Annotated in this window: 16 protein-coding genes and 1 pseudogene; 6 read left to right on the forward strand and 11 right to left on the reverse strand. The window is 63.5% G+C overall.

Features of this window, described 5'->3' with window-relative positions; genetic code table 11:
• Positions 1–200 (forward strand): annotated as a pseudogene (locus tag HMPREF2993_RS13570) (hypothetical protein); the annotation flags it as partial.
• Between the two features lie 171 nt (positions 201–371).
• Here HMPREF2993_RS13570 and rlmB read toward each other — a convergent pair.
• From rlmB to HMPREF2993_RS02835, 5 genes are read right to left on the reverse strand one after another with little or no spacing between them, the layout of a single operon-like run.
• Positions 372–1,316 carry a 23S rRNA (guanosine(2251)-2'-O)-methyltransferase RlmB gene (gene rlmB / locus HMPREF2993_RS02815; protein ID WP_070700911.1) on the reverse strand — a complete coding sequence of 315 codons (945 nt, stop codon included), beginning with the start codon at positions 1,314–1,316 and terminating at the stop codon, positions 372–374.
• A 40-nt stretch (positions 1,317–1,356) separates the two neighbouring features.
• Positions 1,357–2,778, reverse strand: coding sequence for a cysteine--tRNA ligase (cysS, locus tag HMPREF2993_RS02820; protein WP_070700913.1), 1,422 nt, complete (start codon positions 2,776–2,778; stop codon positions 1,357–1,359).
• 46 nt (positions 2,779–2,824) lie between these two features.
• Positions 2,825–3,307, reverse strand: a complete 483-nt coding sequence (gene ispF / locus HMPREF2993_RS02825; protein WP_070700915.1) for a 2-C-methyl-D-erythritol 2,4-cyclodiphosphate synthase — start codon at positions 3,305–3,307, stop codon at positions 2,825–2,827.
• Positions 3,300–4,052: a 2-C-methyl-D-erythritol 4-phosphate cytidylyltransferase gene (gene ispD, locus HMPREF2993_RS02830; protein ID WP_070700917.1), complete on the reverse strand. Its 753-nt coding sequence runs from the start codon at positions 4,050–4,052 to the stop codon at positions 3,300–3,302. Before ispD ends, ispF begins: the two co-directional genes overlap by 8 nt.
• A complete protein-coding gene (locus HMPREF2993_RS02835) occupies positions 4,024–4,608 on the reverse strand; it encodes a CarD family transcriptional regulator (RefSeq protein WP_046649265.1) in 585 nt (194 codons plus the stop codon). Before HMPREF2993_RS02835 ends, ispD begins: the two co-directional genes overlap by 29 nt.
• Before the next feature lie 288 nt (positions 4,609–4,896).
• Between HMPREF2993_RS02835 and HMPREF2993_RS02840 the strand changes: the two genes are divergently transcribed.
• Positions 4,897–5,472 (forward strand): hypothetical protein, encoded by a 576-nt coding sequence (locus HMPREF2993_RS02840; RefSeq protein WP_049154731.1) that lies wholly within the window; start codon positions 4,897–4,899, stop codon positions 5,470–5,472.
• A gap of 119 nt (positions 5,473–5,591) precedes the next feature.
• Here HMPREF2993_RS02840 and HMPREF2993_RS02845 read toward each other — a convergent pair whose 3' ends face one another.
• Complete coding sequence (locus tag HMPREF2993_RS02845) at positions 5,592–5,825, reverse strand: hypothetical protein (protein WP_070680095.1); 234 nt, start codon at positions 5,823–5,825, stop codon at positions 5,592–5,594.
• Between the two features lie 43 nt (positions 5,826–5,868).
• Positions 5,869–6,078 (reverse strand): hypothetical protein, encoded by a 210-nt coding sequence (locus HMPREF2993_RS02850; RefSeq protein WP_049154730.1) that lies wholly within the window; start codon positions 6,076–6,078, stop codon positions 5,869–5,871.
• A 169-nt stretch (positions 6,079–6,247) separates the two neighbouring features.
• Between HMPREF2993_RS02850 and radA the strand changes: the two genes are divergently transcribed.
• Positions 6,248–7,630: a DNA repair protein RadA gene (gene radA / locus HMPREF2993_RS02855; protein WP_070700972.1), complete on the forward strand. Its 1,383-nt coding sequence runs from the start codon at positions 6,248–6,250 to the stop codon at positions 7,628–7,630.
• On the opposite strand, the gene HMPREF2993_RS02860 is transcribed toward radA, so the two are convergent.
• Positions 7,617–8,342, reverse strand: coding sequence for a hypothetical protein (locus HMPREF2993_RS02860; protein WP_070700919.1), 726 nt, complete (start codon positions 8,340–8,342; stop codon positions 7,617–7,619). The two genes, radA and HMPREF2993_RS02860, sit on opposite strands and share 14 nt — an antisense overlap.
• 113 nt (positions 8,343–8,455) lie before the next feature.
• Positions 8,456–9,079: a carbonic anhydrase gene (locus HMPREF2993_RS02865; protein ID WP_049154728.1), complete on the reverse strand. Its 624-nt coding sequence runs from the start codon at positions 9,077–9,079 to the stop codon at positions 8,456–8,458.
• A 41-nt stretch (positions 9,080–9,120) separates the two neighbouring features.
• On the opposite strand from HMPREF2993_RS02865, the gene HMPREF2993_RS02870 reads away from it, so the two are divergent.
• Positions 9,121–9,981, forward strand: coding sequence for an HhH-GPD family protein (locus HMPREF2993_RS02870; RefSeq protein ID WP_070700921.1), 861 nt, complete (start codon positions 9,121–9,123; stop codon positions 9,979–9,981).
• On the opposite strand, the gene HMPREF2993_RS02875 is transcribed toward HMPREF2993_RS02870, so the two are convergent.
• Positions 9,947–11,263 carry a threonine/serine exporter family protein gene (locus tag HMPREF2993_RS02875; RefSeq protein WP_070700923.1) on the reverse strand — a complete coding sequence of 439 codons (1,317 nt, stop codon included), beginning with the start codon at positions 11,261–11,263 and terminating at the stop codon, positions 9,947–9,949. The two genes, HMPREF2993_RS02870 and HMPREF2993_RS02875, sit on opposite strands and share 35 nt — an antisense overlap.
• A complete protein-coding gene (locus HMPREF2993_RS12985) occupies positions 11,263–11,433 on the reverse strand; it encodes a DUF4236 domain-containing protein (protein ID WP_080975064.1) in 171 nt (56 codons plus the stop codon). The genes HMPREF2993_RS02875 and HMPREF2993_RS12985 overlap by 1 nt, the downstream gene beginning before the upstream one ends.
• Between HMPREF2993_RS12985 and HMPREF2993_RS02880 the strand changes: the two genes are divergently transcribed.
• Both HMPREF2993_RS02880 and HMPREF2993_RS02885 read left to right on the forward strand, forming a co-directional pair.
• Positions 11,432–12,691, forward strand: coding sequence for a lipase family protein (locus tag HMPREF2993_RS02880; RefSeq protein WP_246822325.1), 1,260 nt, complete (start codon positions 11,432–11,434; stop codon positions 12,689–12,691). The two genes, HMPREF2993_RS12985 and HMPREF2993_RS02880, sit on opposite strands and share 2 nt — an antisense overlap.
• A 71-nt stretch (positions 12,692–12,762) precedes the next feature.
• Positions 12,763–13,653 carry a cation diffusion facilitator family transporter gene (locus HMPREF2993_RS02885; protein WP_046647215.1) on the forward strand — a complete coding sequence of 297 codons (891 nt, stop codon included), beginning with the start codon at positions 12,763–12,765 and terminating at the stop codon, positions 13,651–13,653.
• Positions 13,654–13,714: the final 61 nt, after the last annotated feature.

A 13,714-nucleotide genomic window follows, 5' to 3' on the forward strand; every position in this document is an offset into this window, starting at 1 on the left:
GAGAGCCTCAGGTGACCCACCCTTACGAGGCAGTGACCACGAGGACGTGGGCGGGCGAGAACCCCGTGGAGCTGTGGACGATGGAGGGCACCGGGCATGTCATCCCTTCTGGCAACCAGCTTGATGCACGCCTCGGCCCCAACACCGACGCCTTTCTGGCAGCGGATGTGGTGGAGGGCTTCTTCGCCCGCGTTTCTTAGCCGCAGAGTCCAAACACGGCCACAACTGCCCTTGTTGCCAAAGTTCCGGCCAGATCTTGAATCAGCGGCGATAACTTTGGCAGAACGGGCACTATCCTTCTTGCGCGGGGCATGGGGCCCGCGCGGCGTCCTTAGATTGCGCGGCGTCTAAAGCATCAGTCCTGTCGCGCGCTACTGCGCGCGACGCTGGCGGGCGAACTCCGAAAGAACCGCGCCCGCTGCCACGGAGGCGTTGAGGGATTCGACCCAGTCCGTCATGGGGATGGACATGATGGCATCGCAGTTCTCGCGGACGAGGCGCGAAATGCCCTTGCCCTCAGAGCCGATGACGATGACAACGGGGTCGGTGCCACCGTTGTAGGTGTCGAGCGTGTGCTCGCCTCCGGCATCCAGGCCAACAACCTGATAGCCGGCCTTCTGGAAGTCCTGAACCGTGCGGGTCACGTTGGTCACGCGAGCCACCGGCAGGCGCGCAGCAGTGCCGGCAGAGGTACGCCAGGCCACGGCAGTAACGGAGGCGGAGCGGCGCTCTGGGATGATAACGCCGTGGCCGCCGAAGGCCGCGACGGAGCGGATGACCGCGCCGAGGTTGCGCGGGTCAGTGATGTTATCGAGGATGACGAACATGCCCGGTTCCTGGGCATCGCGCGCGCGGTCCATGAGATCGTGCACATCGGCGTACTTGTACGGCGGGATCTGCAGGCCAATGCCCTGGTGCATGCCGTTTCCGGTCATGCGATCCATCTCGTGGCGCTGGACCTCGAGAATCGGGATGTTGCGGGTATTGCACATGGCCACCGCCTCGGAAAGGCGAGCGTCATTGCGCGTGCCCTGCACGATGTAAAGGGAGGTAGCAGGCACCTTGGCGTGCAGGCACTCGATGACCGGGTTGCGGCCAACGACCATCTCCGCGGTCTCCTTCTGGTGACGGCCCGAATTGCGGCGCTCGCGCTCCAGCTTCGCCTTGTGCTTGGCGTGGTAGATACGGTCCTCCGCCTTAGGCGTGGGGCCCTTGCCTGCCAAGCCCTTGCGGCGCTGGCCACCAGAGCCCTTCGTGGCGCCCTTCTTATTCGTCTTGCGGATACCTGCGCCGCCGCGGCCATGGGTACGTGCCATAATTCTTCTCCTTTGTTGTCCTCTGCGTATGCAGAGGACGTTAATCCGCCAGGGACCAGGTGGGGCCGTCGGCGGTGTCGGTGATGGTAATACCCGCGGCTGCAAGGCGGTCGCGCACGGCGTCCGCAGTAGCCCAGTCCTTTTCTGCGCGGGCGGTGGTGCGACGCTCCAATTCGGCCCGAACGAGAACGTCCAGGGCCGCTTCAGCGCCGCTTTCTTCGCCACTATCTTTCCACTGTTCATCCAGTGGATCAAAGCCAAGAACCGCGGCCATAGCGCGCACGGCTCCGGCGAGGCGCTCAGCCTCTTCACGGTTGCCGTCGCTCAGCGCCTTATTGCCCGCGCGCACGGTGGTGTGGATTTCCGCCAGCGCCTTCGGCACAGCGATGTCATCATTCATCGCTTCTTCGAAGGCCGGGGTCCACTCGCCCTTCTCGACGCCCTCGAACTTGCCTACGAAATCCTCGATGCGGCGGTAGCCAGCCGCAGCTTCGGTCAGCGCCGCCTCGGAGTATTCGAGCACCGAACGGTAATGCGCGGAGCCCAGGTAGTAGCGCAGCTCCACCGGGCGGACAATCTCCAGCATGTTGGCAATGGAGAGGACGTTGCCCAAGGACTTCGACATCTTCTCACCGGCCATGGTGACCCAGTGGTTGTGCATCCAGTAGTTGGCGAACTTATCCCCCGCCGCATGGGACTGCGCGATCTCATTTTCGTGGTGCGGGAACTGCAGGTCCAAGCCGCCGCAGTGGATATCGAACTCGCTGCCCAAGTAGTAAGTGGACATGGCAGAGCACTCCAGGTGCCAGCCCGGACGGCCACGACCCCAAGGGGTGGGCCAGGACGGCTCCCCCGGCTTTGCAGCCTTCCACAGCGCGAAGTCCTGCGGGCTGCGCTTGCCAGCGTTGTCTGTTTCGCCCTGTTCCATCTCCTCGACACGGTTGCCGGACAGCGAGCCGTAGTCCGAGCCTTCCGTGGCATTCCACGCCGCGACGTCGAAGTAAACGGAACCGGATTCGTCCTCTCCCCCCGCCGTGCCGCTAGGCACGGCGTAGGCGAAGCCGGCGTCGATAAGCCGCTGCATGTACTCCACCATCTGGGTGACAAAGCCCGTCGCCCGCGGCTCCACCGAAGGGGGCAGAACGCCCAGGGTGTTGTAGGCCTTGGTGAACTCACGCTCGTAGGTGGATACCCATTCCCACCAGGGGCGATTATTCTCGGCGGCCTTGGTGAGGATCTTGTCATCGATATCAGTCACGTTGCGCACGAGTGCCACGTCATAGCCCTGCGCGATGAGCCAGCGGCGCAGGATGTCGAAGGCGACGCCGGAGCGCAGGTGGCCAATGTGCGGCTGGGACTGCGGGGTGGCACCACACAGGTAGATCGACGCGTGGCCGGGACGAACCGGCTCGAACTCACGTTGGCTGCGGGGGGCGGTATCAAAAATGCGCAAAGTACTCACCTGGCCTAGTCTAATTGACTCATCCAGCCGGCAAGTTCAGGACGCCTTAGCCGCGCCAGACTACGGCAGTCGCCACGGCAGCACGGCCCTCCTTGCGTCCGGTGAAACCAAGGTGATCCGTCGTCGTGGCCGAAACGGACACAGGGGCACCAAGGATTTCGCTCAGCACGGACTCGGCTTCTTTGCGCCGCGGGCCCATCTTGGGGCTCTGACCAACCAGTTGTGCCGCAGCGTTGCCGATAATGAAACCTTCCTTCTCCAGCAACTCGCGGCACTCACGCAGCAGCTGGGCGCCGGAAACCCCGTCGTACTCTGGCCGGCCCACGCCGACGAAGGAGCCGAGGTCGCCGAGGTTGGAGGCGGAGAGCAAGGCGTCGACAAGCGCGTGGCTCACCACGTCCCCATCGGAGTGGCCCTCGCAGCCATCGACGCCTTCAAAAAGCAGACCTGCGATCCAGCAGGGCTTTCCGGGTTCGATCTGATGGGCATCGGTGGCGATTCCCACGCGCGGGATGATGGGGTTAGTCACTAGGCACCTCGAAGATGGTCGGTTCGGCCTCATCCGTCACGGCCTTCGCCAGGACGAGGTCAATGGGGGTGGTGATTTTAAACGCGAAAGTATCTCCCTGCACAGTCTCCACGCGCTCACCGTGCCATTCCATCAGGCTGGCGTCGTCCGTGGCGACAAAGGCAGGGTCCTGCGCCCAATAGTCTAGGTTGGCGCGGCGCAGCGCGGCCAGGCTAAATCCCTGCGGTGTCTGCACAGCACGCAGGCGGGAGCGGTCCGGGGTGGCCAGCACCGTGGTCCCCTCGACTTCTTTGATGGTGTCCGCGACGGGAAGGACTGGGATGACCGCGGTGGCACCGTCGAGCACGCGCTTGGCGACGCGCGCGATCATCCCCGGCGGCGTCAACGCCCGGGCGGCGTCGTGGACCAGCACCACGGCATCCTCTTCTGGGATGGCTTGCAGGCCCGCCCAGACGGAATCGGCGCGCTCACCCCCGCCGTGGACGATGCGTACGGGCACATCAGAATCGATGCGGTCGAGGATGCTGGTGGCATAATCCTCCATGGCGGGGCTGACGAGAACGATGACTTCATCGACAAATTCCGAGGTAATCATGGCCTTCACGGAGCGTTCAAGCAGGGTACTTCCGCGCAGCTCCACGTAGGCCTTAGGAATGTCAGCGCCGAGGCGCGTTCCCTGGCCGGCCGCCGCGACGAGGGCGATCACGCGGCGGGCATTAGTCTTCGTCGTCGAAGGAGAGGTCATCGAGATCGACGTCATTGTCAATGTCGGTGGTGATGGACTTGTCCTCGACCAAGCCGGCGGCGCGGTGGCGCTCGATGGTGGCGTTGATTTCCTCCATCATGGTGTCGGCCTTCTTGTCATCGACCGGCTTGGCTAGGGAAAGCTCACCGACCAGAATCTGGCGGGCCTTGGCAAGCATGCGCTTCTCACCGGCGGACAGGCCGCGGTCCTGATCGCGGCGCCACAAGTCACGCACGACTTCTGCCACCTTGTTGATATCGCCTGATGCAAGGCGCTCCTGGTTGGCCTTATAACGGCGGGACCAGTTGCCGGCCTCCTCCACGTCTTCTTCGCGCAAGACGGAGAAGACCTTCTCGAGGCCTTCCTTGCCCACAACATCACGCACGCCCACCATCTCAACGTTCTTGGAGGGCACACGAACCACGAGGTCGGATTGGTTGATTTGGAGGACGAGATACTCGAGCTCCTCGCCGCCCATCTCGCGCGTTTCAATCGCCGTAATCTTGGCGGCGCCGTGGTGGGGGTAGACGACGACCTCTCCGACCTTAAATTCCATTGCCACTCCTTATGAAGCCTTTGAGACGGTGCCCATCGTGCGCTCTCGGCGTACTCTCAGTGGGCCGCATATACAGGGTATCTACTCTAGCACGCAGTTTTCCGGCACTGCTCCCCCACCCAAGCCCGTAGAGCAGCTCGCTTTACACCACGATGACGGCCAACATAAAGCGCGGCTACCCCCGGTTTACCCAAGAGGTTTGTCGGAAACTGTGTGCTTTTACTGCGGAGGTACTAGGCTAAAGCGTTGATAAGCTTTGTGATCGCAATTCAATGGAGGACACTCACAGTGCAGTCCCTGAAGTCCGCCGCTCGCTGCGGTGCCATCATGTCAGTTACCGCCCTCTCCGCGCTGGCCTTGGCGTCCTGCTCGGCCGGTCATGTTGCTCAGACCGCGGAAAAGGTCATTGCTGTCGACGGCGCATCCGCAAGCACCGAAGATGGCAAGGTGGCCGTGCGTGACGTCACCATTCAGGTTGAACCGGACACCGGTGAGACCTCCCTGAAGTTCGTGGCCGTCAACCAGGGCTACAAGGTCGACGACGTCGTCCTCGAGTCCGTGAGCGTCGACGGCCAGGACGTACCACTGGAAGGCGCAGAGCCGCTTCCTCGCGATCACGCCCTCTACGCTGATTCCCAGACGAACCTGGACCGTCTCCCGAAGGACGGCAAGGACAAGAACATCACCTACGTGGCCACCACCCTGGAGAACGACGGCTTCGCCTTCGGCGGCTCCCGCCCGGTGACCTTCACTTTTAACACCGGCACCATCGAGGTTGACGCCACCGTGTCCGCCTCCCCGCTGCAGTCCGGTGACTTTGACCGCGACCCGCAGTCCACCGAGGGCTACGCCGAGAACAAGTAAGCCTTTTCTTCATAGAAAACCGCCCCAGCCGCCAAAGTTTTCCCGCCCGAATCACGGGCTTCAACTTTGGCAGTTGGGGCGGTCTGCGTTTAACGCTCCTTAGCGAACGCAGAAAACTCTTAAGCTCGCGAGGATGCCGTAGCCATCACAAGCAGAGAGTTAAGAATGCCCAGAGAGGACAGGGCAGCCGGGATGAGAAGCAGGTTCGGCGCCTGCGGGCCGCCGTACTTCACCATCTCATCCATAACCTGGTTGAGCGGTTCCGGGTAGGTAGCGGCGGAAGCGGCCGGGGCGCCAGCTACAGCCAGGGAGGTAGCAGCGGTCAGAGCAACGAGGGTACGACGAATCTTCATGGGGTCTCCTTGAATAGTGAGGTGTGGGGGTAAGTGAACTGGACTAGGACAGCAGGTTCGACAGGAAGCCCAAGGAGGACAGCGCCGCCGGGACGAGGATGAGGTTCTGAGCCTCATAGCCAGCGACGTTGGTGATCTCGGTCAGAACAGTGGCCAGCGGCTCGGGAGCTTGTGCGGCAGAAGCAGCCGGGGTGCCAGCGAGGGCGACGGCGGCAGCAGCGCCAGCGGCGACGAGGGTACGACGAATCTTCATGGAAATACCTTCTTGTTGTGAGAAATCGGACGGGGATAAAGAGGGGGCAGGCACACACAAGATGTAACCTGGCTAACACTGTAGCGCCTCTGTGCATATCGCGCGCGATGAAAAGGGTGCGACCCTGCCCGCGACGTGAATGTCCACACCACTTACTAGAGTGATGGGCATGGCAAAAAAGGTTCGTCCCGTCCACACGTGCTCTGAATGCGGCTTCGTCTCCCCCAAGTGGCTTGGCCGCTGCCCCGAGTGCGGTTCATGGGGAACGTTGCAGGAAACCGCGGCGTCAGAAAGCAGCACCGCGGCCCAGGCCGCTGTGTCTGGACGCCGACCAACCGGCCTGACACCGACGAGCCCAGCGGTTCCGATTACGAAGGTGGGCGCTGCCGCCACGAAGGCCCTCAACACTGGCATCGGGGAGCTCGATCGCGTTCTTGGCCGCGGCATCGTTCCCGGTTCGGTGGTGCTTATGGCGGGTGAGCCAGGAGTCGGAAAATCCACTTTGTTATTGGAGGTCGCCTCCCGCTGGGCGCAGCTGGGCCGCACCGCCCTCTATGCCACGGCCGAGGAATCCGCCGGGCAGGTCCGCGCCCGGGCCGAGCGGACCGGGGCCTTGCACGAGACGCTCTACCTCGCGGCCGAATCGAATTTGGATGTCGTCTTTGGTCACGTCGAGCAGCTCAAGCCCAGCCTCCTCATCGTGGACTCCGTCCAAACCATGCACGCGGCCGGGGTGGAGGGCGTAGCCGGTGGCGTGGCACAGTCGCGTGCGGTGACCGCAGCCCTGACCACACTGGCCAAAACCACCGGCATCCCCATCCTCCTCGTCGGACACGTGACCAAGGACGGCAACGTCGCTGGCCCGCGCGTGCTCGAGCACCTCGTGGACGTCGTGTTGAACTTTGAAGGTGACCGCCAATCCTCCCTGCGTCTGCTCCGGGGACTCAAGAACCGTTTCGGCGCCACCGATGAGATGGGCTGCTTTGAGCAAACCGCCGCCGGCATCCGGGAGGTGGCGGACCCTTCCGGCCTCTTCCTCTCCCACCGCGGCAGCACCCCAGACGGTTCAGCGGTGACCGTCGCCATGGATGGCGTGCGCCCCATCCTGGCCGAGGTACAGGCGCTGACCGTCGACCCCGTGGCGAAGAACCCGCGGCGCGTGGTCACGGGGCTCGATGCCAACCGTGTCCCGATGGTGCTCGCCGTACTGCAGGCCCGCGCCGGTGAACGCACCAACGATAAGGACGCTTACGTGGCCACGGTGGGCGGCATGAAGATTCAAGAGCCGGCGACGGATCTCGCCGTAGCGCTCGCCACGTGGTCCTCCTTGCACGAGCAGCCGCTACCACCGAAGACGGTGGTCATCGGTGAGGTGGGCCTAGCTGGCGAAGTTCGCCGCGTACCGAACCTAGACCGCCGCTTGGCAGAAGCGTCCCGCTTGGGTTACCGCTACGCCATCGTCCCGCCCGGAAAGGTAGAGGTCAGCGGCGGCATGCAGGTGCGCCAAGCCGCAACGCTGAGCGAGGCGATTGCAGCGCTTAAAGCAAGTTAAACGGCAACGCTGGGGAGTAGTTTTCCCCGATGACAGTATGCAGGAAGTAAGCGCCCGGCTCGGCTTCCTCGCGCTCGGTGCACTGGCCCGGCTCGGAGCGCTTGCGGGACCAATCCGCCTGGAAGTAGCGCGTCTCACCGGACTTGAAAGTCTGCTTGCCGGTTTCTACCGAGGCATAGCAATCGGTATCGGACCACACGCGTTCGTTCGAGCCCATCTTGTAGACCTCGAAACGCAGCTGCTCTTCATCGAGTTCGATGGAGCAGTCCTCCGTCGTCGGGTTGAATACCTCCAAGTAGAAGGTGGGCATCTTGCCAGCGGGGACGCTGTCCTCGTTGGTCTTGGCCATCACTTTAAGGTCTTGGAGGGAACACGTTGTCTTGGATGGATCAACGGTGAGCTCAGCTGGCTTTGCCTCGGAGGTCGGTTCTTCTTTGTCCGCCTCCCCCGCCTCGGGCTCGGTGGATTCCTCAGACGCAGTGGATTCCGTCGTCTCCACCGCCGAGGTTGCATCCTCCGACGGAGTCAGAGTTCCCGACGCCGCCGCCTGCTGCGACTCGGCTCCCGGGTCCTCCTTCGAACCGCTAAAGAGCGCGGTAGCAGCCCAAATAAGGATGACCACGAGTACCAGAATCGCCACGAGCGCGGCGATGCGGCGACGCAGGTAAATCTCTCGCGGCAGCTGCTTCGGGGTACGGGATGGCTCAGTCACAGCTCTTAGTTTAAGGGGACTAGAGCCCAACCCGGGCCAGCCCGGGGCCGCGTGTCTTGAGCAGCGACTTCTATGCGCTTAGTCCCGCCCAGTGCCCGGGCCAGCCGGCGAGCCTAGTGAACGCCGTGCAGGACGACGGTCTCCACGCTGGAATCCTCTAGGAGGTAGCGCAGGCCGACGATGCCGAGCGTGCCGGCGTCGAGAAGCTGGCGCGCAGCCGGAACGTCAGAAATGATCTGGGAGACTGTCTGCGCGGTATTCTCGCGCTCAAAATCGGCGAGTTCCTCGCGGCCATCACGCTTGGCCACCATCGAGGCAGCGGCCACACGCTCAATGATCGGACGCTGCAGGCCCGTCGGCAGATCGCCGCCCGCCAGGAAGTCCGCGGCTGCGCCCACCGCACCGCAGGACTGATGCCCCATCACCACGAGCAGGTTAGCCTTGAGATTCTCCAGGGCATAGTCCAGCGACGCCATCACCGCGCTGTCCAGGATATGACCGGCGGTGCGGATGACGAAGGCATCGCCGAAACCAATGTTGAACACGTGCTCAATGGGCGCGCGGGAATCGGAGCAGGCAAGCACGATGACGCGTGGGTCCTGGCCTTGAGTCAGGCCAGCGCGCAGCTTCGCGTCTTGGTTAACGTCGATGAGGTTACCCGTCACCAGTCGGTGGTTACCTTCCTGGAGGGCTTCCCACACCTTCTGTGGGTTTTGAGGGACATCTACTAAAGGCATGATTCTTACTCTAGTCCCCACCGCCCTACACTGAGATGCCTATGGATACCCAAGCTGTCGTGGAGTGGTTCGATGCCCATGAGCGTCCCCTACCGTGGCGCGAGCCAGGGACCTCAGCGTGGGGCGTGCTCTTAAGCGAGGTCATGAGCCAGCAAACACCCGTCGCGCGCGTCGCCCCGCAGTGGGAGGAGTGGATGCGCCGCTGGCCCACCCCACAGGACCTCGCGGCAGCATCCAAAGCAGATGTGCTGCGCGCCTGGGGAAAGCTGGGCTACCCGCGCCGTGCGTTGCGCTTGTGGGAGTGCGCGAAGGAGATTGGTGAAGGGGAGGTTCCGGGGGACGTCGACAAGCTCTTGGCGTTGCCCGGAATCGGTGAGTACACCGCGCGTGCGGTGGCTTGCTTCCATTTTGGGCACAACGTTCCGGTGGTGGATACCAACGTCCGCCGCGTCTATGCCCGCGCCGAGGAGGGCCGCTTCCTGGCGCCACCTCCCGCAAAACGCGAGTTGGCGCAGGTAGAAGCTTTGCTTCCAGAAGAGAACGGTCCGCGTTTTTCCGCCGCACTCATGGAACTCGGCGCGCTGGTGTGCACGGCGAAGAACCCCGACTGTGCCGCCTGCCCCATTAAGTCCACGTGCGCCTGGCAGCTCGCGGGCTGTCCGGAGCCCAGCGAAGAAGAGACCGCGCGGGCCAAGAAGCGAGTGCAAAAGTTCACCGGTACGGACCGGCAGGTGCGAGGGCTGCTTCTCGACGTCCTGCGCGCCACCCCTCATCCCGTCGAGCAATCCGCGCTCGACGCGGTATGGCCGGATGCGGCACAGCGTTCGCGCGCGCAGGCCTCACTGCTCGAGGATGGGTTGATGGATGTCAACGACGAGGGTTTGTTTCACCTGCCGCACTAGGCACGTGTGAGAAGTCGATGAGGTGGCCGAAGGTCCAGTCACGGTCGGTCAACAGGCGCGCGAGGATAAGCCCACAGCCGATGGCTGCCACGGCCATTGAGGCGGTAGCGAAGTTGCTCAACGCCTGGTCCATGTTGCCCACGTTGAGGTGATAGACGGTGCGGAACATGGAGGTGCCGGGGATCATGATGACGGACGCCGGCACCGTCGTGGTGATGCGCGGTAGGTGTGCGCGTGTGGAGGCCACCGCGCCCAAGAGCCCAACGATGAGACCACCGACGAAAGCGCCGACGTAGGCCGTGGCCCCGACCCCGATGAGGAGCAAGCGCACAAGGTTGGCCACCGTTCCCACCGCGGCCGCCACGAGCACCATCCGGCGCGAGGAGTTAAAGAGGAACGCGAATCCGGAAATGCCCAGGAAGCTGGCCGCCGCGGCGGCGAGGTACCACACGGGCGCATAGTCTGGGATTCCCGGTTCCGGAGTGAGCTCCGTGGTCCAGCTGACCAGGGCTACGGTAAAGGTCGCAGCGGTGATCACCGTCAACGCATAAGTCAGGCGGGATAGCCCGGCTTCGAAGTCGAAGCGCGCAAGATCAATGAGCGCGGAGAACAGAGGGAAGCCGGGAATGAGGAAAAGTACGGCGGCCACATAGCCCGAGGAAAACTCTGACGGGTCCGCCACCCCGGCGGCGGCTACGGCCTCGGTGGTGAAGAAGTACACGAGGCTAGCCACCGTCCCGGCCGCCACGATGCAGCCCAGCTGGTGAACGTGCTTGCCGTGTAGGACCGCGCGGGTGAGCTGACCACAAAAAGCGGCGAGCGCCACGAGGAAAATCGCCAGCGGCGTGAAGAAGTTCAGGACCGCGAAAGAGGCGCACGCAATCGCCGCCGCGGCTGCCAAGAACCAACGATTCCACCGCTTGACCACCCTCGACTCGATGGAATCAAGCATCTCTGTAAGATCTTCGGCCGTAATGCCCGCGTACAGCTTGTGGTGGGTAAGGTCCTCAAGGGCTTCGATCCGGGATGCATCGACAGCCGGTGAATGCTGCTGGGCCACCACGGTGCGAAACTCGCGGCCGCGGTGAAACGTGCATGTTATCTGGGTGACGCCAACGTTGGCGTCGAGCCGATCAAAGCCGAGCGCGCGGGCGGCACGTTTCATGCCGCGCAGCACGCGGTAGCCGGACGTTCCCGCGCCCATGAGCATCATGCCTAGGCGCAAGACGACGTCGGCCTCGTACCCCATACGGACATAGTCGCTGTTGGGGTGAGATGTCATTAGCGCCAGCGTCCCCGGAAATTCAGGCCTCCGGGCAGGTTGACCCACATGCCGCCGCGGGAGTTAAACGTCACGGGGCCGACCTTCGTCGACATCGAGGCACCGGAGCCGGAGAGGTTGATCCAGCTGTTCTTTCCGGTCTTCTTGCGCTTGCGATAATAAATTCCCATGCGTGCCAGCTTAGCGCGGATGCGCACCACGACGCCGCAGGCTACTCTGAGCTTTGTGCGAATAAAATCCCTGTTAACAGTGCTGACGACCACCGCTGCCCTGGTTCTGGCATCGCCCGCCGCCCACGCGGTGGAGCCGGGCAGCGTCCAATCGGCGTCACCGATAGAACAACCCGGTGTTAAGGCCACTGTTATCTCTTACTCCTCCACCCTCATGAATGGCACACCCACCACGGTGACCGGCATGGTCTACGAGCCCTCAGCACCATGGAACGGACCGGGCGAGCGCCCAACTATCGTCTACGCGCCGGGAACGCGTGGGGCGGGTGACCAGTGTGCGCCGTCCCGAGCCCGTTTCGCCGCCGACGGCAACCGCCTTGACCAGCGCTATGAAGCTGCGGCCACGCGCGTGTATAACTACGCGGCCTCCCAAGGTGTGCGCGTCGTAGTCACGGACTACATCGGACTCGGAACCCCGGGGCACCATTCTTATGTCAACAACGTCGAGGAGGCCCACGCGGTTCTTGATGCTGCCCGCGCCGCGCTCCGGCTCGCCGGCGCTCCCGCCGATTCCCCCGTGGGATTTGTCGGCTACTCCCAAGGCGGTGGCGCAGCTGCCGCTGCGGGCGAATACGCCGCGAGCTACGCCCCCGAGCTCAACGTCAAGGGAACCTTCGCCGGTGCACCTCCAGCGGACCTCTTCGAGGTGATGCAGGCGGTCGACGGCTCAGCGCTCGTTCACGTGTTGGGCTACGCCATCAATGGTTTTGCGGAGCGCAGCCCGGAGTTCTCCCGGGAAATCTTCGATGAGATGAACCCGCGCGGCCACAAATTCCTCGCCGACGCCGCCACCTTCTGTTTGCGGGAGTCGATATCTACCTGGGGGAACGTCCGCACCAGTGAGCTCACCACGAGCGGTGAATCCTTCGCCGAGCTCCTGCGCCGCAAGCCAGTGGCCTCCCGCATGCTGCACGAGCAGCGCCTCGGCCAGCGGGCTCTCAACGCCCCGATGATGGTGGTCAACTCCCCGACCGATGACATCATCCCCTACCAGCAAGCACGCCGCATGGCTCACGACTTCTGTGCTGCCGGTGGGACCGTCTACTTTGAGGACGCCTGGGCGGTGAACGTGAGCCCGGGCTCGGGCACCAACCATGCCGCGCCCACGGTCCGCGCGGTTCTGCAGGGCACGAACTACCTCATCGACCGCTTCCGCGACGTCCCCGCACCGTCAAACTGCCAACCTGCCGAATCCTAGAATCGCCCCCTGGCGCCGCCATCTATTTTCATTTACTTGTCAATAAGCGCCGGCGGGGATAGGCTGAGTGCATGGCACACGAGCACCACGACCACGATCACTCCAGCACGCCCCTGCGCGCGCTCTTGATTGCGCTCAGCATTACCGGCACCGTTTTCTTCGCGGAGCTGATCGGCGGCTGGTTGGCGGGTTCAATGGCGCTGATGGCGGATGCGATGCACATGCTTTCCGACGCCGCTGGGCTCATCATCGCGGTACTCGCGGTGTTGGTTGGGCGTCGACAAGCATCGGCCCAGGCCACGTACGGCTACCGGCGAGTAGAGGTGCTTGCTGCGCTAGCGAACGCGGTGATGGTCCTGGCGATCTCGGTGTGGATTGTCGTCGAGGCGGTGCGCCGCCTGCAGAGCCCAGCTGAGGTACAAGGAACAACGATGCTGATCATCGCGGTGATTGGCCTTGTGGCGAATGCGCTATCGGCGTGGGTGTTGCACCGGCACCGCGAATCCTCAATCAACGTGGAGGGCGCGTTCTTGCACGTGCTGGTGGATATGCTCGGCTCGATCGCAGTGATCGTGGCGGGCGTCGTGGTACTGACCACGGGGTTTGTGGCGGCGGACGTGATCGCCTCCCTGGTGATCGCGGCGATGGTGCTCCCGCGCGCCTGGCAGCTCATGCGGCTCTCGGCGAGCGTGCTGCTCGAGCAGGTCCCGGCGGACTTCGACGCCAGCGTCATCGAGCCCGCGCTGCGACAGATCGAGGGTGTTGCCGACATCCACGACCTACACCTGTGGAGCCTGGACGGCGTGAACGTGCTGACGACCGTGCACATCGTGCGCGACGGTACCGTCGAGACCGGCCCTCTGTTGGATGCCGCCCAGCAAGCCCTGCGCGAGCACGGCATCGAGCACTCCACCATCCAGATCGAGCACCCGGAGCACGAATCCCACGAGACGGTGTGCTGATTCCCTTCTAGCCCGGCTTAGGTCATGAGTGTTATGTCCATAGGGTTTTTGGACATGGAGT

This window comes from Corynebacterium sp. HMSC068G04, assembly GCF_001814885.1.
Classification (GTDB): Bacteria; Actinomycetota; Actinomycetes; order Mycobacteriales; family Mycobacteriaceae; genus Corynebacterium; species Corynebacterium hiratae.